Annotated in this window: 17 protein-coding genes; 8 read left to right on the top strand and 9 right to left on the bottom strand. The window is 71.9% G+C overall.

All coding sequences use genetic code 11. The features are described 5' to 3' along the window. Positions 1 to 157 precede the first annotated feature (157 nt). Positions 158 to 829: a hypothetical protein gene (locus CP982_RS08235; protein WP_372503338.1), complete on the bottom strand. Its 672-nt coding sequence runs from the start codon at positions 827 to 829 to the stop codon at positions 158 to 160. Between the two features lie 669 nt (positions 830 to 1,498). Between CP982_RS08235 and CP982_RS08230 the strand changes: the two genes are divergently transcribed. Genes CP982_RS08230 through CP982_RS08210 form a run of 5 tightly spaced genes read left to right on the top strand, consistent with a single transcriptional unit; the run spans position 1,499 to position 9,789 of the window. Next, complete coding sequence (locus CP982_RS08230) at positions 1,499 to 4,549, top strand: sensor histidine kinase (protein WP_150509920.1); 3,051 nt, start codon at positions 1,499 to 1,501, stop codon at positions 4,547 to 4,549. Then, positions 4,546 to 4,986, top strand: a complete 441-nt coding sequence (locus tag CP982_RS08225; RefSeq protein WP_150509919.1) for a roadblock/LC7 domain-containing protein — start codon at positions 4,546 to 4,548, stop codon at positions 4,984 to 4,986. Before CP982_RS08230 ends, CP982_RS08225 begins: the two co-directional genes overlap by 4 nt. Positions 4,987 to 4,995: 9 nt before the next feature. Then, on the top strand, positions 4,996 to 5,403 hold the full coding sequence (locus tag CP982_RS08220) for a DUF742 domain-containing protein (protein WP_144002210.1): 408 nt from the start codon (positions 4,996 to 4,998) through the stop codon (positions 5,401 to 5,403). A 25-nt stretch (positions 5,404 to 5,428) separates the two neighbouring features. Beyond that, positions 5,429 to 9,166: a hydantoinase B/oxoprolinase family protein gene (locus CP982_RS08215; RefSeq protein ID WP_150509918.1), complete on the top strand. Its 3,738-nt coding sequence runs from the start codon at positions 5,429 to 5,431 to the stop codon at positions 9,164 to 9,166. 17 nt (positions 9,167 to 9,183) lie between these two features. After that, positions 9,184 to 9,789, top strand: a complete 606-nt coding sequence (locus CP982_RS08210) for a GTP-binding protein (protein WP_144002206.1) — start codon at positions 9,184 to 9,186, stop codon at positions 9,787 to 9,789. Between the two features lie 181 nt (positions 9,790 to 9,970). Here CP982_RS08210 and glpK read toward each other — a convergent pair whose 3' ends face one another. The 5 genes from glpK to CP982_RS08185 all read right to left on the bottom strand — a co-directional run bounded on the left by glpK (position 9,971) and on the right by CP982_RS08185 (position 15,237). Then, on the bottom strand, positions 9,971 to 11,506 hold the full coding sequence (glpK, locus tag CP982_RS08205; protein ID WP_150509917.1) for a glycerol kinase GlpK: 1,536 nt from the start codon (positions 11,504 to 11,506) through the stop codon (positions 9,971 to 9,973). A gap of 76 nt (positions 11,507 to 11,582) precedes the next feature. Then, entirely contained in the window at positions 11,583 to 12,338 is a 756-nt protein-coding gene (locus CP982_RS08200; RefSeq protein ID WP_150509916.1) for an MIP/aquaporin family protein, read from the bottom strand. Between the two features lie 398 nt (positions 12,339 to 12,736). Next, positions 12,737 to 13,927, bottom strand: a complete 1,191-nt coding sequence (locus tag CP982_RS08195) for a lipid-transfer protein (protein ID WP_150509915.1) — start codon at positions 13,925 to 13,927, stop codon at positions 12,737 to 12,739. Beyond that, positions 13,924 to 14,349 carry a Zn-ribbon domain-containing OB-fold protein gene (locus CP982_RS08190; RefSeq protein ID WP_150515371.1) on the bottom strand — a complete coding sequence of 142 codons (426 nt, stop codon included), beginning with the start codon at positions 14,347 to 14,349 and terminating at the stop codon, positions 13,924 to 13,926. The genes CP982_RS08195 and CP982_RS08190 overlap by 4 nt, the downstream gene beginning before the upstream one ends. 84 nt (positions 14,350 to 14,433) lie before the next feature. Continuing rightward, the gene (locus CP982_RS08185; protein WP_150509914.1) at positions 14,434 to 15,237 is read right to left on the bottom strand and encodes a M15 family metallopeptidase; all 804 of its coding nucleotides are present in this window, start codon (positions 15,235 to 15,237) and stop codon (positions 14,434 to 14,436) included. A gap of 71 nt (positions 15,238 to 15,308) precedes the next feature. On the opposite strand from CP982_RS08185, the gene CP982_RS08180 reads away from it, so the two are divergent. Beyond that, positions 15,309 to 15,842 carry an NUDIX domain-containing protein gene (locus CP982_RS08180; RefSeq protein WP_150509913.1) on the top strand — a complete coding sequence of 178 codons (534 nt, stop codon included), beginning with the start codon at positions 15,309 to 15,311 and terminating at the stop codon, positions 15,840 to 15,842. 25 nt (positions 15,843 to 15,867) lie between these two features. Here CP982_RS08180 and CP982_RS08175 read toward each other — a convergent pair whose 3' ends face one another. Further along, entirely contained in the window at positions 15,868 to 18,237 is a 2,370-nt protein-coding gene (locus tag CP982_RS08175; protein WP_150509912.1) for a glycoside hydrolase family 31 protein, read from the bottom strand. Positions 18,238 to 18,450: 213 nt separating this feature from the next. Between CP982_RS08175 and CP982_RS08170 the strand changes: the two genes are divergently transcribed. Together CP982_RS08170 and CP982_RS08165 are read left to right on the top strand one after the other, a co-directional pair. Next, positions 18,451 to 20,433, top strand: a complete 1,983-nt coding sequence (locus CP982_RS08170) for an acetoacetate--CoA ligase (RefSeq protein WP_150509911.1) — start codon at positions 18,451 to 18,453, stop codon at positions 20,431 to 20,433. A 76-nt stretch (positions 20,434 to 20,509) separates the two neighbouring features. Next, positions 20,510 to 21,400, top strand: a complete 891-nt coding sequence (locus CP982_RS08165) for a hypothetical protein (RefSeq protein ID WP_150509910.1) — start codon at positions 20,510 to 20,512, stop codon at positions 21,398 to 21,400. 94 nt (positions 21,401 to 21,494) lie between these two features. Here the strand turns inward: CP982_RS08165 and ptsP are convergent, their stop codons facing one another. Further along, complete coding sequence (ptsP, locus tag CP982_RS08160) at positions 21,495 to 23,165, bottom strand: phosphoenolpyruvate--protein phosphotransferase (RefSeq protein WP_150509909.1); 1,671 nt, start codon at positions 23,163 to 23,165, stop codon at positions 21,495 to 21,497. A gap of 80 nt (positions 23,166 to 23,245) precedes the next feature. Further along, complete coding sequence (locus CP982_RS08155) at positions 23,246 to 23,695, bottom strand: PTS sugar transporter subunit IIA (protein ID WP_138958474.1); 450 nt, start codon at positions 23,693 to 23,695, stop codon at positions 23,246 to 23,248. Positions 23,696 to 24,145 lie beyond the last annotated feature (450 nt).

Below are 24,145 nucleotides of genomic sequence, written 5' to 3'. Positions count from 1 at the left end.
CGCATGTGGTGGCCCGGACTGCGGCGCGCGGCACGTGCTACCGGCCGGGCGGCGTACGCCCGGGGGGGGCCTCGCCCATAAGCCGCAAGCCACACACCGCAACCCGCAACCCGCAACCCGCAGTGAAGAGGTGTGGTCGGCGAGGTGCGGCGCCCCGTCAGGAGTGCGACAGCTGTCGCGCCGCGCCCCGCCCCCGTATGCCCTCCTTGGCGCGGGCGGTCGCGCGAGCCGCCCGGCGGGCCCTGCGCCGCTCGCGCCGGAGTTGGCGTGCCGTGCTGCTGGGCGCCGACACGACGCCGTTGCGCTGGCTCCAGACCTGGCGGGTCACCCAGACGTCGAGGACGCCCCAGGTGGCAGCCACCGTGCTGGCGACGCTGCTGAGCACCATGGGAAAGGCCAGCCAGGACCCGGCCATCGCGCAGAAGAACGCCGTCATCGCCTGGATGAGGGTCAACGCCACGATGATCACGGCCCGTACGGCGGCGGTGCGCACCGGGTCCGGGAGGCGTCGGCGGACAGCGGGCTCCTCGATCCACAGTGGCCGCCGTGCCTCATACGCGTCGAGTCCCAAGTGCTCGCCTCCCGTTCGCGTGACCGGGCCGCCGGTGTCGGCTTCCCGCTGCTCGGCTCGGTCCGGGGCGGCGCGTTCAAGGGCGGCCCGGCGTGCGGCGCTCCGTGTCTCCTGTACGGGGAGGCGCTGGCGTGCTTCGACGTCCGGCAGCTCCACGCCCTGCGGCTCGCCGCCACCCGATCCGGCGATGGCGTCTCGCTCGGCCCGGTGCAGCTCACGTCTCCGCGCGCGCTCGGCCCGCCAAGGTGGACCCGCCACGGCCTGTCCGGCCTCCTGTCGCGCGGCCACCTTCACCTCCGGGCCATCCGCTTCACCGTGTGCGCCCTTCCGCGGCGCCGTGTCGTGCTCCGTCGTGCTCATCAACTCGTCACTCCCCCCGCTGCCTTACGGCGCGACGCGTGTCGCACACACGCTGTCCCGCGCCCCGCGGCCACCGAGAGTCTCCTGTCCGACTCCCTGGCTGCTGCCCGGTTTACGCTGCTTTACGCCATCCGCCAAGCCGTACATGCCCGTTCGAACCCGCGCCCCTCGTCGTGCGGCCCCCGCGCGCCCCACTCGGTCGCCTCGCCCATCCGTTCGACCTCGCGCTCACCTTCCGTACTGATCGACGAACGGGCCCCGCCGATGATTCCCGCTCCACGCGAGACGTCACTCGAAAGGGTGATCGGTTCCCGTCGTCGCACACTTCAGGCCAACTGGCCTTTGCGGCAAGGGGGATGGGGTCGCCCGGGGCGCGGCGCATGCGGGAGGCAATCTCCCGCAATGGGCGGACAACTCCCGACGTCCGTTTCGCGTCACGGCTGAAAAGCGTCCGGACGTGCCTTCGAGTTGCTCGTGTGTCAGTAGTAGGCTCACGCCGTTTGTTGACGCACATGCGTGCCCCTGGGCCATTCGCGCGGCTGCAAGGGGCCCGATCTAGGGGAGGCCATGCGCTTTCGCGGGAAGTCGATCCGCCGGAAGATCGTGGCATTGCTGCTCGTGCCGCTCGTGTCCCTCACGGCGATCTGGGGATTCGCCACCTTCGTGACCGGGCGTGAAGCCAACAAGCTGATCGACACCGCGTACATCATCGACGACTTGGCCAAGCCCATCCAGGACACCGTGCAGGTCGTCCAGGAGGAGCGGCGTCAGACGCTCGTCTACCTCGCGGACCCACGGGCGTCGGACGCGCTCGCCGCGCTGCGCAGCAGCCGCGACGCCACGGACGAACTCGTCGCCAAGGTCAGGTCCGCCGCCGACGACTCCGATTCCCGCGACGTCCTCGACGGCCACTCCGAGGAACGCCTGACCACCGTCCTCGACGCCTTCGCGGGCATCAAGGCCCTGCGCCGCACCGTCGAGGAAGGCACCATCAGCCGCGACAAGGCGCTGAAGATGTACACGCGTCTGACCGACCCCTGCTACGGCTTCCTGACGACGCTCAACGCCCTGGACGACGTGAGCATCACCGCGCAGAGCCGCGCCCTCGTCGGCGTCGACCAGGCCCGTGAACTCCTCTCCCGCGAAGACGCCTTGATCGCCTCCGCCCTGGTCACGGGCACCGTCACGAAGGGCGAGATCCGCCAGGTCACCGACCTGATGGCCCAGCGCTCGCTGCTCCTCGACAACAGCCTCGCCCAGCTCCCGGACGGCGAGCGCGCCCGCTACGAGCGGTACTGGAACGGCGCTGAGACCGCCCGCCTGCGCGACGCCGAGAAGACCCTCGCGGAGTCCGGCCCCGGCACCCCGCGCGCGGTCACCTCCTCCGACTGGAACCAGGAGGCGGACAAGGTCCTCCTGGGTCTCGCCGAGCGCAACGACGCGGCCATCGACCGGCTGCGCGACCGGGCCCGCCCCGAGGCCGTCGGTGTGATCGTGCAACTGGCCATCGCCGGTGTGGTCGGCCTGCTCGCCGTGGTCGTCTCCATCGTGCTCTCCGTCCGCATCGGCCGCGGCCTCATCCGCGACCTGCGCCGTCTGCGCCTGGAGGCCCACGAGGCCTCCGGTGTGCGCCTGCCCGGCCTGCTGCGGCGGCTCGCGGCGGGCGAGCAGGTCGACGTGGAGACCGAAGCGCCCCGCCTCAGCTACGAGAAGAACGAGATCGGCCAGGTAGGCCAGGCCCTCAACACCCTGCAGCGCGCCGCCGTCGAGGCCACCGTCAAACAGGCCGACCTGCGCCGCGGCGTCTCCGAGGTGTTCGTCAACCTCGCCCGACGCAGCCAGGTCCTGCTGCACAAGCAGCTGACGCTCCTCGACACCATGGAGCGCAGGACCGAGGACACCGACGAACTGGCCGACCTCTTCCGCCTCGACCACCTCACCACCCGCATGCGGCGGCACGCCGAAGGCCTCGTGATCCTCTCCGGCGCCGCGCCCTCCCGGCAATGGCGCAAGCCCGTCCAGCTCATGGACGTCGTACGCGCGGCCGTCGCCGAGGTCGAGGACTACGAACGCATCGAAGTGCGCCGACTGCCCCGGATCGCCGTCACCGGGCCTGCCGTCGCCGACCTCACCCATCTGCTCGCCGAGCTCCTGGAGAACGCCACGGTGTTCTCGCCCCCGCACACCGCGGTGCAGGTCCTGGGGGACCACGTGGCCAACGGCTTCACCCTGGAGATCCACGACCGGGGCCTCGGCATGGCGTCCGAGGCGCTCCTCGACGCCAATCTGCGCCTCGCGGAGACACCCGAGTTCGAGCTGTCCGACACCGACCGCCTCGGCCTCTTCGTCGTCAGCCGTCTGGCCCAACGCCAGCGTGTCCGCGTCTCCTTGCAGCCGTCTCCCTACGGTGGCACGACTGCTGTCGTCTTCATCCCGGAGTCCCTGCTCACGGATGACGTACCGGACACCGGCGGCGTCGGGTTCCGCCTCGACCGGCCGCAGCCCGCCACCCCAGTGGGCGGCGACCCGGCGGGCGACCGCGCCGCGGCCCTCGCCCAGGTCCCCGTCCAGCTCCCCGGCCTGCCCGCCTCCATCCTGGACGGGCCGGTCGAACTGGAGGCACCGGTCGGCATGGCGAGCCTGGAGGGCTTCTCGGGCTCCCTCGGCGAACTCGGTGACCTGGAGGACGCCGACAGCGAGCGCGGCGGCCTGTTCCGCCCCCGCCGCCGCGCCACCGACAGCCCCGGAGAGCAGCACCAGCAGGCGCGCGAACCGGTGCTCGACGAGCCCGCCCGGGCCACCGGCCCCACCGCCTACGACCTCCCCGGCCGCGACGACCTCCTGGACGACGAGCGGGCCCCCGGGGGCCCGGTGCCCCTGCCGCGCCGCAGCGCGCCGAAGCTGGTTTCCTCGCACGGCCGCCGCGTCGGCTCGACCCGCGCGCGGGACACGGACGCCCCCGACAGCGGCGACGATGCACGGGCCCGCCGCGACACCCCGGGCGGCCGCACCGGCCGCGACACCTGGCCGACCGGCCCGACCCCGCCGAACGCCCGGACCGACAGCGCCCCCGTCCGGGACGCCGCGGCCGACCGCGCGGGCCTCGAACTGCCGCGCCGCCCGCGCACCGACGACGGCTGGCCCGACCTGACGCCGCCCCGCCCGGAGCGGAGCGACCCCCAGGCGGACCCGCGGCCGCTGCCCCGGCGCCGCCCGGCGACGGACCCGCTCCGGGGCACGACCCGCACGGAGACAGCGCCCGGTGCGGACCGGGCGTCGAGGACGGACAGGGAAGCCATGGACCGGGCCGCAGGCAGCACCGAGACGCCGCCCCGCACGGCGCCCCAGGACACCGGCAGGCCCGCCCTGGGAGGGCTGCCGCGCAGGGTCCGGCAGGCGAACCTCGCCCCCCAGCTCAAGGAAGGCCCCGGACGCCGCACGGAGCGTGACACAGCCCCGGCCGCCGGGGGGCCGGAGGAGCGCGACGCCGACGAGGTACGCAGCCGCATGGCCTCGCTCCAGCGCGGCTGGCAGCGCGGCCGCGAAGAGAACGCCGCGGGCGACACCGCCCCTGACGGCACAGCACCAGGAACGACATCTGAGGGGGACGGTCGATGACCGCACCGAAGGCCGACACACGCACCACCGCGACCGGGGGATCGGGAGAGCTGAACTGGCTCCTCGACGACCTGGTGGAGCGCGTCGCCAGCATCCGCAAAGCACTCGTCCTCTCCGGCGACGGCTTGCCGACGGGCGTGTCCAAGAACCTGACCCGGGAGGACAGCGAGCACCTCGCCGCCGTCGCGTCCGGCTTCCACAGCCTCGCCAAGGGCGTCGGGCGCCACTTCGAGGCGGGCAAGGTCAGACAGACCGTCGTCGAGCTCGACGACGCGTTCCTCTTCGTCACGGCCGCGGGAGACGGCAGCTGCCTCGCCGTCCTCGCGGACGCGGACTCCGACGTCGGCCTGGTCGCGTACGAGATGACGCTGCTGGTCAAGAGGGTGGGCGTGCACCTGGGTTCGGCGCCGCGCACCGACCTGCCCACGGGAGGGTAGTGGGAGGGCATGAGCGACGACGACGGTCAGGCCCTTCCCTCGACGCCTCGCTGGTTCGACGACGACGCCGGCCCGGTGGTACGTCCGTACGCCATGACGCGCGGACGCACCACCAGCCCGGCCCAGCACCGCCTCGATCTGATCGCGGTCGTGGTCGCGGAGTCCCGCGCCGATGACACGGAGGCCGACCAGACGCTGTCACCGGAGCACGTGGACATCGTCGACCTGTGCCGCGACAGCCCCCAGTCCGTCGCGGAACTCGCGGCGGAACTCGACCTTCCGATCGGCGTGATCCGCGTCCTGATCGGCGATCTCGTGGACGACGAACTGGTGCACGTCACCCGCCCCGTACCCCCCGCCGAGCTGCCGGACGAGAGTATTCTGCGCGACGTGATCAGCGGCCTCCGGGCGCTCTGAACAGCGCGAAAGCGGGGATTGAGACGTGACTGGCTGGCAGTTCTGGGTCGACAGGGGCGGCACGTTCACGGACATCGTCGCGCGGCACCCGGACGGCCGCCTCCTCACCCACAAGCTGCTGTCGGACAACCCCGCGCGCTACCCGGACGCGGCCGTCGCGGGCATCGCGCACCTGCTCGCCGAAGCGGACACCCCCGAAGCCTCCGGGACCCGGGAGACCAGCGGCGCGAGCGCGCACACCGACGCCCCTTCGCGCGCCCCGCACCACCCGCCGCACGCCGTCGATCCGCGATCCGCACCGATCGACGCCGTCCGGATGGGCACCACCGTCGCCACCAACGCCCTCCTGGAGCGCAAGGGCGAGCCCACGGCACTCGTCATCACCCGGGGCTTCCGCGACGCCCTGCGCATCGCGTACCAGAACCGCCCGCAGATCTTCGCACGCGAGATCGTCCTGCCCGAAGAGCTGTACGCGCGCGTGCTCGAAGTCGACGAGCGGGTCGCCGCCGACGGAGAGGTGCTGCGCGCCCCCGACCTGGACGCGCTCGACGGACCGCTGCGGCAGGCCTACGACGACGGCATCCGCGCCGTCGCCGTCGTGTGCGTGCACAGTCACCTCCATCCCGCCCACGAGCAGGCCGTCGGCGCCCTCGCCCGTGCCATCGGCTTCCCGCAGGTCTCGCTGTCCAGCGAGGTCAGCCCGCTGATGAAGCTCGTGCCGCGCGGTGACACCGCCGTCGTCGACGCCTACCTCTCGCCCGTCCTGCGCCGGTACGTCGAGCACGTCGCCGACGAACTCCACGGCGTGCGCCTGATGTTCATGCAGTCCAACGGAGGACTCGCCGAAGCCGGGCAGTTCCGCGGCAAGGACGCCATCCTCTCCGGGCCCGCGGGCGGCATCGTGGGCATGGCCCGCATGTCGCGGCTCGCCGGATTCGACCGCGTCATCGGCTTCGACATGGGCGGCACGTCGACGGACGTCTCGCACTACGCGGGGGAGTACGAACGCGTCTTCACCACGCAGATCGCGGGAGTGCGGCTGCGCGCCCCCATGCTCGACATCCACACCGTGGCCGCGGGCGGCGGCTCCGTGCTGCACTTCGACGGCAGCCGCTACCGCGTGGGCCCCGACTCCGCGGGTGCCGACCCCGGCCCGGCCTGCTACCGCGGCGGCGGCCCCTTGACCCTCACCGACGCCAACGTCGCGCTCGGCCGCATCCCGGCGGCCCACTTCCCGCAGGTGTTCGGCCCCGACGGCGACCAGCCGCTGGACGAGGAGCTGGTCCGCGACCGCTTCGCCGCGCTGGCGCGCGAGATTACCGCGAGCACCGGCGACGACCGCACGCCGGAACAGGTCGCCGAGGGTTACCTCCAGATCGCCGTGGCCAACATCGCCGCCGCTGTCAAGCGCATCTCCGTCCAGAAGGGCCACGACGTCACGCGCTACGCCCTGACGACGTTCGGCGGAGCGGGCGGCCAGCACGCGTGCATGGTCGCCGACTCGCTCGGCATCCGCACCGTCCTGGTGCCGCCCATGGCGGGCGTGCTCTCCGCCCTCGGCATCGGCCTCGCCGACACCACGGCGATGCGCGAGCGGTCCGTCGAGGCACCTCTGGAAGCCGCGGCGATGCACCACATCCTGAAGACGGCGGACGACTTGGAGGAAGCGGCCCGCGCCGAACTGCGCACGGAGGACGTGCCCGACGACAGCGTCCGCGTCACGCGCCGCGCGCACCTGCGCTACGACGGCACCGACACCACGCTCACCGTGGAGCTCACCGAGCCGGAGGCCATGCGGCGCACCTTCGAAGAACACCACCGCGCCACCTACTCCTTCACCCTGGACCGCCCCGTCGTCGTCGAAGCCCTCTCCGTGGAGGCCACCGGCCTCACCGAGCCCCCGGACCTCTCCGCGCTCGGCGGCACCACGACGCCCGGTGCCACGGCTGCTCCGCGCCCCGTACGCCTGCACACCGGGGGCGCCTGGCGCGAGGTCCCCCTGCACCGCCGCGAGGAGCTGCCGCCCGGCCGGACCGTCACCGGCCCCGCGATCATCACCGAGGCCGGCGCCACCACGGTCGTCGACGACGGCTGGCAGGCCGCGACGACCGACGACGGGCACCTGGTCATGGAACGGGCCACGGAGCCCACGGGTTCCCGCGCGAGCACGGAGGCCGACCCGGTCCTCCTCGAAGTCTTCAACAACCTCTTCATGTCGATCGCGGAACAGATGGGCGCCCGCCTGGAGTCCACGGCACAGTCGGTCAACATCAAGGAGAGGCTCGATTTCTCCTGCGCCCTGTTCGACCCGGACGGCAACCTCGTCGCCAACGCCCCGCACATCCCGGTGCACCTGGGTTCCATGGGCACCAGCGTCAAAGAGGTCATCCGCCGCCGGGGCAGCGCCATGCGCCCCGGCGACACGTACGCGGTGAACGACCCGTACCACGGCGGCACCCACCTCCCCGACGTCACCGTCATCACCCCGGTCTTCGACACCCCGGGGGAGCGGATCCTCTTCTACGTGGCCTCGCGCGGCCACCACGCCGAGATCGGCGGCATCGCGCCCGGCTCCATGCCCGCGCACAGCCGCACCATCGACGAGGAAGGCATCCTCTTCGACAACTGGCTCCTTGTGGAGGCGGGCCGCTTCCGCGAGGAACAGACCTCACGCCTGCTCACCGAGGCCCGGTACCCCTCCCGCAACCCGAGCACGAACCTCGCCGACCTGCGCGCCCAGATCGCCGCCAACCAGAAGGGCGTCGACGAAGTCGCCCGCATGATCGACAACTTCGGGCTCGATGTCGTCCAGGCGTACATGCGGCACGTCCAGGACAACGCCGAGGACTCCGTGCGCCGCGTTATCGACGCCCTAGAAGAGGGCGAGTTCACCTACGAAACCGACTCGGGTGCCGTCATCGCGGTCCGCGTCACCGTGGACCGCGAGCAGCGCACGGCCACCATCGACTTCACCGGTACGTCACCCCAGCTGACGACCAACTTCAACGCACCGTTCGCCGTGGTCAACGCCGCCGTCCTGTACGTCTTCCGCACCCTGGTGGCCGACGACATCCCCCTCAACGACGGCTGTCTGCGCCCCTTGCGCATCATCGTCCCGCCCGGCACCCTCCTGTCGCCGGAGCCGCCCGCGGCCGTCGTCGCGGGCAACGTGGAGACCTCGCAGGCCATCACCGGAGCCCTGTACGCGGCGCTCGGCGTCCAGGCCGAGGGCTCCGGCACCATGAACAACGTCACCTTCGGCAACGACCGCCACCAGTACTACGAGACGGTCGCCTCCGGATCCGGCGCGGGCGACGGCTTCAACGGCGCGTCCGTCGTGCAGACCCACATGACCAACTCGCGCCTTACCGACCCCGAGGTCCTGGAGTGGCGACTGCCCGTCCTGCTCGACGAGTTCGCCGTCCGCCGAGGCAGCGGCGGAGACGGCCAGTGGCGCGGCGGTGACGGCGCCGTGCGCCGCATCCGCTTCCGGGAGCCCATGACGGTCTCCACGCTGTCCCAGCACCGCAGGGTGGCGCCGTACGGCATGGCGGGCGGCGAGCCGGGAGCCCTGGGCTCCGGCCGCCTGGAGCGCGCCGACGGCACCGTCGTACGGCTCGACGGCAGCGACACGGCGGAGGCTGGCCCCGGCGACGTCCTGGTGATCGAGACCCCCGGAGGCGGCGGCTACGGCCCGCCACCCGCGCAGGCCCGTCCGGCGCCCTCCACCCCGACTGACGCACGCGACACGACTGATGACTGATGCAGGAGAAGAGAGCAATGATCTTCAAGCGTTCTGAGCGCGGTACGGCCCCCGTCGAGCCGGTCACGCTGAAGATCCTGGTGGCGGGCGGCTTCGGCGTGGGCAAGACGACGCTCGTCGGCGCGGTCAGCGAGATCAAACCGCTGCGCACGGAGGAGACGCTCAGCGAGGCGGGCCGCCCCGTGGACGACGTCAACGGCGTCCCGGGCAAGCACACCACCACCGTGGCCATGGACTTCGGCCGGATCACGCTCCGCGAGGACCTCGTCCTGTACCTCTTCGGCACCCCTGGCCAGGACCGCTTCTGGTTCCTCTGGGACGAGCTGGCGACCGGCGCGCTCGGGGCCGTGGTGCTCGCCGACACCCGCCGCCTGGAGGACTGCTTCGCCGCCGTCGACTACTTCGAGCGCCGCTCCATACCCTTCGTCGTCGGGGTCAACTGCTTCGAAGGAGCCGACCGTTACCCGGCCGACGAGGTGCGCCTGGCGCTGGACCTCGACCCGAGCACGCCCGTGGTGCTGTGCGACGCGCGCGAGAAGGAGTCGGTCAAGGAGGTCCTGATCGACGTGGTGGAGCACGCGATGGCCGTCGGCGCCGCGGCCCGCGAGCCCGTCGCCACCTGAGCCCGGCGGGAGCCCGCGGCCCGGCGGGAGTCCGCGGCCGGACCGGACCCGCCGCCCGTGCCCCGCGAGCGGCCCGCACCCCCGCCGACCGGGGTACGAGCCGCCGCCACGCACGCGCGCGTGAGCCTCGATGGCCCTCTACGCGCGCGTGCCCGCCGCCGTCGTCTCGGCGTGCGGGGCCTCAGCCCTGGGTGTTGCCGTCGGTGCCGTCGTCGTGCCAGCCGAAGCTGCGCTCCACGGCCTTGCGCCAGTTCTGGTACTCACGGTCGCGCTCCCGCGCCTCCATCCGCGGAGTCCACTCGGCATCGCGCTGCCAGTGGCTCTTCAGCTCGTCCAGGTCGTGCCACACGCCCGTCGCGAGCCCCGCGGCGTACGCGGCGCCCAGACACGTCGTCTCGGCGATCCGAGGGCGGATCACGGGCACGCCGAGCACGTCCGCCTGGTGCTGCATCAGCAGGTTGTTCTTCGTCATGCCGCCGTCCACCTTCAAGGTGGTGATCCGCACCCCTGAGTCCTGGTACATCGCGTCGACGACCTCGCGGGTCTGCCAGCTCGTCGCCTCCAGGACCGCGCGCGCCAGATGCGCCTTGGTCACGTACCTGGTCAGGCCCGTGACGACGCCGCGCGCGTCGGAGCGCCAATACGGGGCGAACAGGCCGGAGAAGGCGGGCACGATGTACGCGCCGCCGTTGTCCTCCACACTCGCCGCCAGCGGCTCGATCTCGTCGGCCGTGCGGATGATCCCGAGCTGGTCGCGGAACCACTGCACGAGCGCCCCGGTGATCGCGATGGATCCCTCGAGGCAGTAGACGGGCGCCTCGCTGCCGATCTTGTAACCCATCGTGGTGAGCAGCCCGCTCTTGGACGGCACCGGCCTGTTCCCGGTGTTGAGCAGCAGGAAACTGCCCGTCCCGTACGTGTTCTTGGCCGTGCCGGTGTCGTAGCAGGCCTGCCCGAAGACGGCCGCCTGCTGGTCGCCCAGGGCGGAGGCCACGGGCACGCCGGCCAGCTGTCCCACGGCCGTTCCGTACACCTCGGCCGACGACCTGATCTCCGGCAGGACCGCCTCGGGCACGTTCATCGCGGACAGGATCGAGGAGTCCCACTGGAGCGTTTCCAAGTTCATCAGCATCGTGCGCCCGGCATTGGTGACGTCCGTGACGTGGACGCCGCCGTCGGTGCCGCCGGTGAGGTTCCAGATGAGCCAGGAGTCGATGGTGCCGAAGGCGATGTCGCCGCGGTCGGCACGCGCGCGCAGGCCCGGCACGTTGTCGAGGAGCCAGGCCGCCTTGGGCCCGGAGAAGTAGCTCGCCAGCGGCAGGCCGGTCTGCTCGCGGAAGCGGTCCTGACCGTCGGTGCCGCCCAGCTCGTTGCAGAGCGCGGACGTACGGGTGTCCTGCCAGACGATGGCGTTGTGCACGGGCTTGCCCGTGGAGCGGTCCCACAGGACCGTCGTCTCCCGCTGGTTGGTGATGCCGAGCGCGCTGAGCTGGTCGGCGCGGAGTCCGGCCTTGGCGATCGCGCCCGCAACCACGGCCTGCACCTTGGACCAGATCTCGGTGGCGTCGTGCTCGACCCAGCCGGGCTTGGGGAAGATCTGGCGGTGCTCGCGCTGGTCCACGGCGACGATCGCGCCGTCCTGGTCGAAGATGATGCAGCGGCTCGAGGTGGTGCCCTGGTCGATCGCGGCGACGAATTTCTCGGAGCTGTCCGTCATGGCTCCTCCTTGTCGGAAGCTGCTCGGGGAGCGTCGGAGGCGGCCCGGGGGCGCTGGAGGTCCCCCGGGCCGCCGCTCAGAAGGCTGCGTTGTAGATGAGGCCCGCGAGGGCGCCGCCGATCAGCGGACCGGCCACCGGAATCCAGGCGTAGCTCCAGTCGGACGTGCCCTTGTTGGGGATCGGCAGGAACTGGTGCACGATGCGCGGACCGAGGTCACGGGCCGGGTTGATGGCGTAGCCGGTGGGCCCGCCGAGCGAGAGGCCGATGCCGACGACCAGGAAGGCGACGATCAGCGTCTGCGTGCCCGACTCGCCGAGGCCCTTGGTGAGCCCGAAGGCGAGGATGGGAAGGACCAGGCCCACCGTCGCGATGACCTCGGTGACCAGGTTGGCGACCGGGTTCCGGATCTCCGGGATGGTGGAGAAGATGCCGAGCGTCGGCGTGGCCCCCTGGGCGCCCGCCCGGCCGTCCTTGCCGCCCGTCGGCACATTGGCGTTGAACTGCGCGAGGTAGGTGAGGTACGCGAGGACGGCGCCGAGCATCGCGCCGACCATCTGCCCGGCCAGATAGATCCAGACCTTGTCCCACTTGTCGGTGTCGATGGCGATGCCGAGCGTCACGGCGGGGTTGAGGTGGCCGCCGGACAGCGGCCCCGCGGTGTAGGCCCCCGCCAGCACGCCGAAGCCCCACCCGAGGGCGATGACGACCCATCCGGAGGCCTTGGCCTTCGAGTGGTTGAGCGTGACGGCGGCACACACGCCGGCGCCGAAGAGAATCAGAATCGCGGTGCCGATGACCTCACCGACGAAGATGTCCCCGTTCGAGTACATGGCGGCTCCTAGTCCCTCGCCCGGGGCGAAGAGCCCCGGTCCTCCGTGCAGGGTGTGCTTCCCACGACTACAGCCCGCTCACGCACGGCAGCATCCGCCGTGGCAGGGGACTCCCGCGCCCCGGTGACGAGCGTGCCGTCACAGTCGCATCGCCCATGGGGGGATAGCCCGCTGAACAGGCCCTTCTGTGCAGAGCCTGGGAGAGCACACGGGCCCTGAGCGGCACGGAGCCGAAGAACGGCGATGCCGACTGACACCGGGAAGTGTTCACCGCCAGTGATGGAGCGTCAAGGTCGCCGACACCACCGGTTAACCGGCGCACCGCCTTCCGAGATCGGCCCCGTGCCGTACGACGGAACGGCTTCGTGCCGCACGGTGGAACGCCGCCTCCACGAGGCTCAGCGCACCGCTATCACCGAGGAGCCGTGCCCGAACAGCCCCTGGTTCGCGGTGAGGCCCACCCGCGCCCCGGCCACCTGACGGCCACCGGCTTCGCCCCTCAACTGCCACGTCAGCTCGCAGACTTGGGCTATCGCCTGGGCGGGAACGGCCTCTCCGAAGGAGGCGAGTCCACCGCTGGTGTTCACCGGTATGCGCCCTCCCAGGGAGGTCGTTCCGTCGCGCAGCAGCTTGGCCCCCTCGCCCTCGCCGCACAGTCCCAGGTCTTCGTACCACTGGAGCTCCAGCGCGGTCGACAGGTCGTACACCTCGGCCAAGGAGAGGTCGTCCGGGCCGATGCCGGCCTCCTCGTACGCGGCGTGCGCGATGGACGCCCGGAACGTGCGCTCGCCGGGCGGCACGGCGGCGGCCGAGTCGGTGGCGATGTCCGGGAGGTCCAGGACCGTGTTCGGATACGTCGGAGTGACCGTGGACACCGCGCGGATGCGCACCGGGTCGGCCACGCCGTGCCGCCGGGCGAAATCCATCGTGGACAGCACCAGGGCCGCCGCCCCGTCGGAGGTCGCGCAGATGTCGAGCAGCCGCAAGGGGTCGGCCACCACGGTCGACGCGGCGACCTCGTCGGCGGAGACGGCCTTGCGGTAGCGGGCGTGTGGATTCAGCGCCCCCAGGGCCGCGTTCTTCACCTTGACCTGGGCGAAGTCCTCCAGCGTGTCACCGTGCACGGCCATGCGACGGCGGGCGTACAGGGCGAAGTACGCCGGGTTCGTCGCTCCCAGGACGCGGAAGCGCAGCCAGTCCGGGTCGTCCGGACGGTCGCCGCCGGCGGGCCGGAAGAATCCCTTGGGGGCGGCGTCCGCGCCGACCACGAGCACGACGTCAGCGAGCCCCGCGAGCAGTTGCGCGCGTGCCGTGGCGATGGCCTGGGCCCCGGACGCGCACGCCGCGTACACGCTCGCCACGCGCGCGCCCTGCCAGCCGAGGGCCTTGGCGAAGGTCGCCCCCGCCACGTACCCCGGATAGCCGCCGCGCACCGTGTCCGCGCCGACGACCGACCCCACGTCCCGCCAGTCGACCCCCGCGTCCGCTAGGGCGGCGCGGGCCGCCACTGTGCCGTATGCGACGAAGCCGCGGCCCCATTTGCCCCAGGGGTGCATGCCCGCGCCGAGCACCGCCACCTCGCCCGTCATGCCGTCACCCCCACCGGACGCCAGTGCCACGTGGTCCAGACCGTGTCCGCGTCCTCGTGGAGCACGCCGGATACGACCTCGACCTCCATCCCGACCTCCAGGTCGGCGACGGTCACGCCGGGAGCCCCCTGGCCGAGCACGACCATGCGCTCGGCCTCGAGCTCCACTGCGATCAACGTGTAGGGCTCCCAGGGAAGTTCCGGATCGGAGACGTACGGCTCCGGCGGGCGATAGCGCCCGTCGGTGTACGACCACACCCGCCCCCGCCGCGACAGCGCGACCTCGACCAGCTCTCTGCCTCCGCACCCCGGATTGCGGCAGAAGTCGTCCTCGCGGGGGAAGTGGACCGCGGCACACCGCGCGCACCGCGTCCCGAGCAGTCGGAAGGATTCCCCCTCCCCGGCGAACCACTGCGCCACCACAGGCGCCCGCTTCGGCGACATGAGCCCTCCAGGAAAGCGAATCTGACGGGACGTCAGAAGTGTGTCATGGAGGAGGCCGCCGCGTCAGTGGGGCAGCGAACGGCGCGACACCGGGAAGTCGAAGTACGTGTCGGGAAAGAGCTCCGGCTTGTACGTGAAGTGCCACCATTCCTCGGGCAGGTTCACGAAACCGGCCTTGGCCAGCGTGGACCGCAGCAGATCCCGGTGCGCGCGCTGCTTGCCGGTGACGCGCGGGTCGTCCGTGTGGGACAGCGTGTCGAAGCAGTCGTAGCCCGTGCCCATGTCGAGGGAGTTGTCCGGGAAACGCTCGCTCCGAGGCGCGTAGCACGGCTTCAGGGGCTCCCCGGGGACATAGGGCCGCGTGGGCAGGGCGGGCAGTCGCACAACCGTCAGATCGACCGTCGAACCCCGGCTGTGCCCGGACTTCTTCGCGATGTAGCCGTCCTCGAAGAGCCGCGACTTGTCGACCCGGGGGTAGAACTCCGCCTTCATCCGCTCGTCACCCAGGTCCTCGGCCCAGCGCACGAAGTGGTCGACGGCCCGCTGCGGCCGGTAGCAGTCGTAGACCTTGAGGGAGTAGCCCTTCCGGAGGAGTGCGCGCTGAGCCGTGCGGAGGGCCCTGGCCGCCGGTTCGGTGAGGATGCACATCGGCTGCCGATAGCCGTCGACGCGCTCGCCCACGAAGTTGTGCGGCGTGAAGTAGCGCATCTCCTGGATGATCGTCGGGTCGACGTCCCTCAATGCCACGAAGCCATCCGGAGCTTCAGGTTCTGTGCGCGCCTCGGCCGGCGCGGGCGCCGCCGCCACGGCGAAAAGAGCGACGGCGGCAAGGGCGAGTCTCCGCAGAGCGGGAGCGATTACTGTCATGCCCGAGCGTCTATCAGCATCTCCGTAGTCCACGGAAGACCGACGCCCGGAGATCGGCTACAGTCCGCCGCGTGTCCCCATCCCAGCACCCCACCAACTCCGCGCCGGACGCCCACTGCTCGAGCTGCGGCGCGCGCTACGGAGACCACGTCACCGGCTGGCCCCGCACCTGCTCCGCATGCGATGCCGTGGTCTACCGCAACCCCCTGCCCGTGGCCATCGCCCTCCAGCCGGTGTACGACACGAAGGGCACCTCCCTTGTCGTCGTGACCCGCTCCATCGCCCCCGCGCGCGGGGGCTCCGCTCTGCCCGGCGGCTACGTGGACCACCGGGAGGACTGGCGCCACGCCGTCGCCCGTGAGCTCAAGGAAGAGACGGGCATCAGCGCCGCGAGCCGCGACGTGCGCATCGTGGAGGCCCTCAGCTCCCCCGACGGCCACCTGCTCCTCTTCGGGCTGCTCCCGGAGCGCCCCGCGGCCGACCTGCCCCAGTCCACCCCCACGGACGAGACCGAAGGCTGGGAGCTGCTGTACCGCCCCGCGGAACTCGCCTTCCCATTGCACACGTCGGTGGTGCGGGCCTGGTTCGAAGGGCGCTACATCTGAGCCGCGGAGCGCCTGAGGGCGGGCCTTAGGGCGCCGAGAGCCCCCGGATCCGCACCGCGTACTCCACCGGATACCCGCCGCCCTTCTCGCCCTCCCGCTCGACGAGCAGCTCGTCCCCGCTCCAGCGCACGCCGTAGCGCTGGAGCTCCGGCTCGTCCCACCCGTCTCCGGGGTCGGCTATGACCAGGCCCCCGCCGGTGCGGCCCTTGGGGGGCGCCCAGACGTCCAGGGCGAGCCGCCCGTCCTCGCCCCGCACGGGCAGCACCGCACCGGCCCGCGCGAGCACCGGGACACGGGACAGCGGCGCCTCCAGAACCGCCTTGCAGGGGCCTTCGTACGCCTCCCCGGTCACGGTGTCGTACCACCGCCCCGGAGGCAGCTGTACGGTCCGCCGCGCGGCCCCCTCCGACAGCACCGGCGCCACGAGCAGCCCGTCCCCGAGCAAGAACGCGTCCTCGCAGTCCCGTAGGGCCCTGTCCTCGGGACTGGCCCACCACAGGGGACGCACATACGGCGCCCCCGTACGGCGTGCCAGCTGCGCCAGCGTGACGAAGTACGGCAGCAGCCGACGGCGTTCCTCAAGCGCCACGCGCGCGTGCTCCAGGACCTCGGGACCGAACTCCCAGGGCTCCCTGCGCCCCGCCCGCAGCGCCGCGTGCGTACGGAACAGCGGCAGATAGGCGCCGAGTTGGAACCACCGTAGAAACAGCTCAGGGGAGGGGCTGCCGTCGAAGCCGCCCACATCAGGCCCCGAATAGGGCACCCCGCACAGGCCGAGACCCAGCACCAGCGCCAGCGAGGCCCGCAACCCCTCCCAGGTGGAGGCCACGTCCCCCGACCATGTCCCTCCGTAGCGCTGCATCCCCGCCCAGCCGGAGCGCGAGAACAGGAACGGCCGCTCCGAGGGCCGCAGTTCGCGCATCGCCTCGTACCCCGCCCGGGCCATGCCCAGGGCGTACACGTTGTGGGCCTCCTGGTGGTCCCCGCCGCGGCCCTCCAGCGCGTGCCGGGCCGAACGGGGCAGCGTCGTCTCCCCGAAGGCCGCGAACGACACCGGCTCGTTCATGTCGTGCCAGAAGCCGGAGAACCCCTGCGCCAGCCGCTCGTCGTACAGACCGCCCCACCACTTGCGCACCCGCCCCGCCGTGAAGTCCGGGAACACCGATTCCCCGGGCCACACGAGCCCCCGCACGACCCGCCCCGCCGCGTCCCGCACGAACGCGTCCGCCGCCATACCGCCGTCGTACACGGCGTTGCCCGGCGCGGCCTTCACGGCCGGATCCACGATCGACACCAGGCGGATCCCGCCCCGGCGCAGCTCCCCGGCCAGCTGCGGAAGCGTCGGGAAGCGCTCCTTGTCGACCGTGAACACCTGGTGCGCGTCGAAGTGGTCGATGTCCAGATGGACGGCGTCCAGCGGCAGCCCGCGCTCCTGGTAGCCCGCCACGACCCGCCGCACCTCACGCTCGCTGCCGAAGCCCCAGCGCGCGTGATGGTGGCCGAGCGCCCACGCGGGCGGCACCGCGGGCGCTCCCGTCAGCGACGCCCAGGAGTGCAGCACGCGCGCGGGAGTCCCCACCATCGCCCAGCACCGCAGCGGCCCACCGTCCATCCGCACCTCGCACGACCCCAGCCGGTCATGACCGGAACCGGCCCCCTCCAGGCCCTCGCGCAGCGTCACCGAGCCGTCCCAGCTGTTGTCGTGGAACACAAGGTGAGTGCCCGCGTCGGCGACCACCAGCTGCACCGGCATCGTGATGTACAGCGGATCGTCACCCGGCCCGAACGAACCGCCCGGATCGGTGTTCCACAAGCGGTACGTGCCATTCCGCAGCCGTGGCCCCGCGGCCCTCCCGCCGAGCCCGAAGAACCGCGCGTCCGCCGCCACCTCCGACCGCTGCACCCAGCGCGCCGTCCCCCCGCCCACCGGCTCCCACCAGCGCGGCGGCAGATCGCGCCGCAGCACCACACCACCGGGCGTCCGCAGCTCCACCGCCCCGAGGCGCGAGACGACCACCGTCGCCCGCTCCGACACCACCCGCCAGCCACCCTCCTTGTCGGGCTCGAGAACCGCCCTGGGGTCCGCCTCGGGACTCCCTCCCACCAGCGCGTACGACGGGCCGGGCTCGGCCCCGTCCCAGCCCCAGAACACCGCACCGCCCGCCGTCACCCGCACCCGCAGCTCGGACCGGGCGAACCGCACCACGCCACCGCCGGGCCCCGGCTCGACCACCGTCACAGGACCCGGCGTGCGGGCCCGCTCGGCGCCCCGAGGGGCCAGACCAGCCGCGTCGGCCCGCCGCCGACGCCATGCGGAGCGCACCTCGCGCACCCTGCGGGCCGGGTCGGACAAGCCGACCGCCTTCACCGAACGCACCAGGTCACGACCGTTCATGCTGCTCACCCTGCCACCGAAGGAGGAGCGGGTGCACCGCGTTCAACTGCCGTTCACTCAAGGGCCCCGTCGGCCGTCGCCCAGCCGCCCCGGAGAGGCAGACCCTGGTGCGGAAGTCGATCACGTGGCATCGTCCTGTCAGCCGTGTCACGCGCACACCGAGCCCGTGCGCACGACAGCCGCCCACGACGCGTACAGCCCAGGAGCAGCCGCATGTCCACTGCGAACCCCTCGCCGCTCTGGCAGCCGGACCAGGAGCGGATCGCCGGTGCCCAGATCACGCGCTTCCAGGCCTGGGCGGCCGAACACCACGGAGCTCCCGCCACCGGCGGCTACGCGGCCCTGCACCGCTGGTCCGTGGACGAACTCGACAGCTTCTGGAAGGCCGTCACCGACTGGTTCGACGTGCGCTTCAGCACTCCCTACGCGCGCGTGCTCGGCGATCGCTCCATGCCCGGCGCCGAGTGGTTCCCCGGCGCCACCCTGAACTACGCCGAGCACGCCCTGCGCGCCAGTGAGGACCCCACGCGCGCGGACGCCCCCGCGCTCCTGTACGTCGACGAGACCCACGACCCGACCCCCGTCACCTGGTCCGAGCTGCGCCGCCAGGTGGGCTCCCTGGCCGCCGAGCTGCGCGCCCTCGGCGTACGCCCCGGAGACCGCGTCAGCGGCTACCTGCCGAACATCCCGCAGGCCGTCGTCGCGCTCCTCGCCACCGCGGCCGTCGGAGCCGTCTGGACCTCCTGCGCGCCCGACTTCGGCGCCCGCAGCGTCCTCGACCGCTTCCAGCAGGTCGAACCGGTGGTCCTCTTCACGGTCGACGGCTATCGCTACGGCGGCAAGGAGCACGACCGCCGCGACACCGTCGCCGAGCTGCGCCGCGAACTGCCCACCCTGCGCGCGGTCGTTCACATTCCGCTCCTCGGCACCGAGGCCCCCGAAGGCACCCTGGAGTGGTCCGCGCTCACCGCGGCGGACACGGCCCCCGTCTTCGAGCCCGTCCCCTTCGACCACCCCCTGTGGGTGCTCTACTCGTCCGGCACCACAGGCCTGCCCAAGGCCATCGTCCAGTCCCAGGGCGGCATCCTCGTTGAGCACCTCAAGCAGATCGGCCTGCACTGCGACCTCGGGCCCGACGACCGCTTCTTCTGGTACACCTCGACCGGCTGGATGATGTGGAACTTCCTCGTCTCCGGCCTGCTCACGGGCACGACGATCGTCCTCTACGACGGCAGCCCCGGCCACCCGGACACCGGCGCCCAATGGCGCGTCGCCGAGCGCACCGGAGCCACGCTCTTCGGCACATCGGCTGCGTACGTCATGGCCTGCCGCAAGGCGGACGTGCACCCCGCGCGCGACTTCGACCTCTCGCGCGTGCAGTGCGTCGCCACCACCGGCTCACCGCTGCCGCCCGACGGCTTCCGGTGGCTGCACGACGCCTTCGCCGAGGTGACGGGGCCCGTGTGGATCGCCTCCGTCAGCGGCGGCACCGACGTGTGCTCCTGCTTCGCCGGAGCCGTGCCCACGCTGCCCGTGCACATCGGCGAGCTCCAGGCCCCCTGCCTCGGCACCGACCTCCAGGCCTGGGACCCCCAGGGCAAGCCCCTCGTGGACGAGGTCGGCGAACTCGTCGTCACCAACCCCATGCCGTCGATGCCCATCCACTTCTGGAACGACCCGGACGGCAGCCGCTACCACGACAGCTACTTCGACACCTACCCCGGTGTCTGGCGCCACGGAGACTGGATCACCCTCACCGCGCGCGGCTCCGTCGTCATCCACGGCCGCTCCGACTCCACGCTCAACCGCCAGGGCGTCCGCATGGGCTCGGCCGACATCTACGAAGCCGTCGAACGCCTCCCGGAGATCCGCGAGTCCCTCGTGATCGGCGTCGAACTGCCCGACGGCGGGTATTGGATGCCGCTCTTCATCCACCTCGCCCCCGGCGCCGCGCTCGACGACGACCTGCGCGCCCGCATCAAGGCGACCATCCGCGAACAGCTCTCTCCGCGGCACGTCCCCGACGAGGTCATCGAAGTCCCCGCCATCCCGCACACCCTCACCGGCAAGCGCATCGAAGTCCCGGTCAAACGCCTCCTGCAGGGCACCCCGCTCGACAAGGCCGTCAACCCCGGCTCCGTCGACAACATCGAGCTTCTCCGCTTCTACGAGCAGCTGGCCCGCGACCGCGCCTGACGCCCGCCCGGCGGCCGTTGTCAGTGCCACCCGTTACGTTGGGTGAGCGTTGATCGACAGACCGCAGGGGGAAATCATGGGGCACAGCCAGCACCACACCATGCGTCGCGCCTTGCGCCGCGAAGTCGCCGGGACCATCGGCCTGCTGGCCGACGAGGACGACTTCGCGGCGATGCGCCGGTATCGCACCTTCACCTTCGACGACCACGTGACCTACCTCCAAGAGGTGGAGGGCCTGCTCAAATCCCTGGCCGCCCAAGGCAGGCTCACGAGCATCGCCCTCTTCGACCCGGAGGAGTACGAGGAGTTCTGCGCGGACACCGGCCTCGCCCCGGACGCCTCCGCCAGCCGTGCCCGCTTCGCCGCCGAACTGGCGGCAGCGGGCCCCACCGTTCCGTACGAGGGCCAGGCGCTGACCGACCTCGTCCCCGACCTCGTCGACGAGACGGTGCGGCAGACCACATGGGAGTACGCGACGATGCTCCTGGCCGGCATCGGCGCCTGCGCCGAGTGCGGCGTCGACATCGGCAGGTCCGCCTTCGCCCGCGCCTCCGACCTGCTCATGCGCGTACTGGACACAGCGGGACCGGGCCCGCGCCACCTGGTGTGCAGCGTCCCGTGCGACGGCCAGACACTCCTCGCCGCCCTCCACACCGGACATGACGACGACGGAAACGCCCGCCTGGACGAGGCCGAAGCCCTGGAGTTCACCACGGTCCTCGCGGTCGGCATCGCCACCCGCAGCTCGGGCGGCCTCGTCATGCGCACCGGCGGAAAGACCGGCGACCGCGTCCAGGGCTGGCGTCTGGAGGGCGAGCGCCTGCACCCGCTCACCGCGGCCGAGGTCTTCGACGCCTACTGCACCGACGCGCTCTCCGGCGACCTGATCGCCCCGGAGTCGGGCGTCGACTACAGCGCGGCACCCGACCTGGGCGACGACGAGCCAGGGGGAGGACACCACCACTGAACGCCCGAGGGGCGCCCCACCTTGCGGTGGAGCGCCCCTCGAAGCAGCCGTTCTGCGCCGGGCCCGCTGATCAGCCAGACCCGTTCGCACTCTCCTACTCGCCGGAGAGCACGGCCTGCGCGGCCTTGCGCGCCTCCTCGGCGCTGTCCGCGGCCCGAGCGGCGGCCGCGGCACGCTCGCACTGGGCCAGCGTGTACTTGCCGAGCGTCGTGCGCACGTACGGAATCGACGCGGCACCCATGGACAAGGAGGTGACACCCAGACCCGTCAGGACACAGGCAAGCAGCGGATCCGACGCGGCCTCACCACAGACGCCACAGCTCTTGCCCTCGGCCTTCGCCGCCTCGGCGGACAGCGCGACCAGGTCGAGCAGCGCGGGCTGCCACGGGTCCTGGAGCCGGGACACCGCACCGACCTGACGGTCGGCGGCGAAGGTGTACTGCGCCAGGTCGTTGGTGCCCAGGGACAGGAACTCGACCTCCTGGAGGATCGAGCGCGCCCGCAGCGCGGCAGAGGGGATCTCCACCATCGCGCCGAACTTCGCCTGCAGCCCGGCCTCGCGGCAGGCGTCGGCGAACGCCTTGGCGTCGGCGCGGTCCGCGACCATCGGCGCCATGACCTCGAGGTAGACGGGCAGCCCCTCGGCGGCCTTGGCCAGCGCGGTCAGCTGCGTCCGCAGCACCTCGGGGTGGTCGAGCAGCGACCGCAGCCCACGCACACCCAGAGCCGGGTTCGGCTCGTCGGTCGGCGTGAGGAAGTCCAGCGGCTTGTCGGCACCCGCGTCCAGGACACGCACGACGACGCGCCCCTCGGGGAAGGCCTCGAGCACCTGGCGGTACGCCTCGACCTGCTTCTCCTCGCTCGGCGCCTTGGCGCTGTCGTCGAGGAAGAGGAACTCCGTACGGAACAGGCCGACGCCTTCGGCGCCCGCCTCGACCGCGGCGGGAACGTCGGCGGGACCGCCGACGTTCGCGAGCAGCGGCACCTTGTGCCCGTCGGAGGTCGCGCCCGGACCGGTCGACGCGGCGAGCGCGGCCTTGCGAGCGGCGGCCGCGGCCTCCAGCTCGGCGCGCTTCTCCGCGCTCGGGTCCACGAAGATCTCACCGGTGCTGCCGTCCACGGCCACGACCGTGCCCTCGGCCAGCTCACCGGCGCCGGGCAGGGCCACGACGGCGGGGACGCCGAGCGCCCGCGCCAGGATCGCGCTGTGGCTGGTCGGGCCGCCCTCTTCGGTCACGAAGCCGAGGACGAGCGCCGGATCGAGCAGCGCGGTGTCCGCCGGGGCGAGGTCACGGGCAATGAGGACGTACGGCTCGTCGCTGTCCGGGACGCCCGGCATCGGAACGCCGAGAAGCCGGGCGACGATACGGTTCCGCACGTCGTCGAGGTCGGCGACGCGACCCGCCATGTACTCGCCCGCGCCCGCGAGCAGCTCGCGGTAGTGGGAGAAGGCGTCGTAGACGGCACGCTCCGCCGAGCTGCCCACCGCGATGCGCCGGTCCACGTCGGCCATCAGCTCGGGGTCCTGCGCGATCATCGCCTGGGCCTCGAGCACGGCCTGAGCCTCACCGCCGGCCAGGTTGCCGCGTGCCATCAGGTCGGCCGCGACGGCCTCGACGGCCTGACGGGCGCGCCCCTGTTCGCGCTCCGCCTCGTCCGCCGGGATCTGCTTGGCGGGCGGTTCAAGCACCGCCGTCCCCATGTGCCGTACCTCGCCGATGGCCACCCCGTGGCTTACGCCGACGCCTCGCAGCGTTGTCTCCATCTCACCGTCTCCGATAGTGCGGCGGGCCCAGCCGCCGCGGTGGTTGTACTGCCTGCCGTCGCACACCGACGGCGCCGACGTCACTTCCAGCTGAAGAGAGCGTCGCCGGACTTCACGTCGCCGTCCTCGACGACGTCGGCCAGGGACTCGGCCGTCGCCTCGAGCGCCACGACGGGGCACACCGGAGACTTGCCGGCGGCCTCGACCGCCGCGGGGTTCCAGCGCACGACGGCCTGGCCGCGCTGTACGGTGTCACCCTTATTGACAAGAAGTTCAAAACCCTCGCCGTTGAGCTGAACGGTGTCGATGCCGAGGTGCGTCAGCACACCGTGGCCCTGGTCGTCGACGACGACGAAGGCGTGGGGGTGGAGCGAGACGATGATGCCGTCGACGGGGGCCACGGCCTCGGACGCCTCGCGCACGGGGTCGATGGCCGTGCCGGGTCCGACCATGGCGCCCGAGAAGACGGGGTCCGGTACCGCAGCGAGTCCGATGGCGCGTCCGGCGAGCGGGGATGAAACGCTGGTCATGGCAAGCCTCCCAGGGGGTGGAGATGGGTAACCGCCGCCACTACCTGTCCTGGACGACGCACTGTTCAGAAGGGTAAGTCATAGGAAGTCCCGGTTCCGCACGAAGGTCCTGGTTGGCGGACGTAGGAGCGCTGCACAAACGATTTGCGCCGCCCGGGACCCGCATGTAGAGTCGGGTTCCTGCCCGGAGCCAAGCGACGCGGTCAGCGTCCAGGCTCGGCAGCATCTTTCAAGTCAGATCCTAACGCGGGGTCTGGTTCCGTATGTCTGCGAATGATCGTGGTCAGCAAGACGGAAAAGACTTGATAGAGTCGGAACCGCCGGAAGGCCGAAAGGCCGGAAAGCACCGAGGAAGTCGGAACGGACCGGGAAGCCGGAAAGAGTCTGATAGAGTCGGAAACACGAAATACCGAAGGGAAGCGCCCGGAGGAAAGCCCGAGAGGGTGAGTA

It is taken from the genome of Streptomyces spectabilis, from assembly GCF_008704795.1.
In the GTDB taxonomy this organism is placed as follows: domain Bacteria; phylum Actinomycetota; class Actinomycetes; order Streptomycetales; family Streptomycetaceae; genus Streptomyces; species Streptomyces spectabilis.
This window is presented reverse-complemented; position numbering and strand designations above follow the sequence as displayed.

Excerpts from the sequence above, each read along its gene's own strand:
- CP982_RS08230 (WP_150509920.1), top strand. The coding sequence starts at position 1,499 with ATGCGCTTTCGCGGGAAGTCGATCCGCCGGAAGATCGTGGCATTGCTG.
- CP982_RS08225 (WP_150509919.1), top strand. The coding sequence starts at position 4,546 with ATGACCGCACCGAAGGCCGACACACGCACCACCGCGACCGGGGGATCG.
- CP982_RS08220 (WP_144002210.1), top strand. The coding sequence starts at position 4,996 with ATGAGCGACGACGACGGTCAGGCCCTTCCCTCGACGCCTCGCTGGTTC.
- CP982_RS08210 (WP_144002206.1), top strand. The coding sequence starts at position 9,184 with ATGATCTTCAAGCGTTCTGAGCGCGGTACGGCCCCCGTCGAGCCGGTC.
- glpK (WP_150509917.1), bottom strand. The coding sequence starts at position 11,506 with ATGACGGACAGCTCCGAGAAATTCGTCGCCGCGATCGACCAGGGCACC.
- CP982_RS08200 (WP_150509916.1), bottom strand. The coding sequence starts at position 12,338 with ATGTACTCGAACGGGGACATCTTCGTCGGTGAGGTCATCGGCACCGCG.
- CP982_RS08195 (WP_150509915.1), bottom strand. The coding sequence starts at position 13,927 with ATGACGGGCGAGGTGGCGGTGCTCGGCGCGGGCATGCACCCCTGGGGC.
- CP982_RS08185 (WP_150509914.1), bottom strand. The coding sequence starts at position 15,237 with ATGACAGTAATCGCTCCCGCTCTGCGGAGACTCGCCCTTGCCGCCGTC.
- CP982_RS08175 (WP_150509912.1), bottom strand. The coding sequence starts at position 18,237 with ATGAACGGTCGTGACCTGGTGCGTTCGGTGAAGGCGGTCGGCTTGTCC.
- CP982_RS08170 (WP_150509911.1), top strand. The coding sequence starts at position 18,451 with ATGTCCACTGCGAACCCCTCGCCGCTCTGGCAGCCGGACCAGGAGCGG.
- CP982_RS08165 (WP_150509910.1), top strand. The coding sequence starts at position 20,510 with ATGGGGCACAGCCAGCACCACACCATGCGTCGCGCCTTGCGCCGCGAA.
- ptsP (WP_150509909.1), bottom strand. The coding sequence starts at position 23,165 with ATGGAGACAACGCTGCGAGGCGTCGGCGTAAGCCACGGGGTGGCCATC.
- CP982_RS08155 (WP_138958474.1), bottom strand. The coding sequence starts at position 23,695 with ATGACCAGCGTTTCATCCCCGCTCGCCGGACGCGCCATCGGACTCGCT.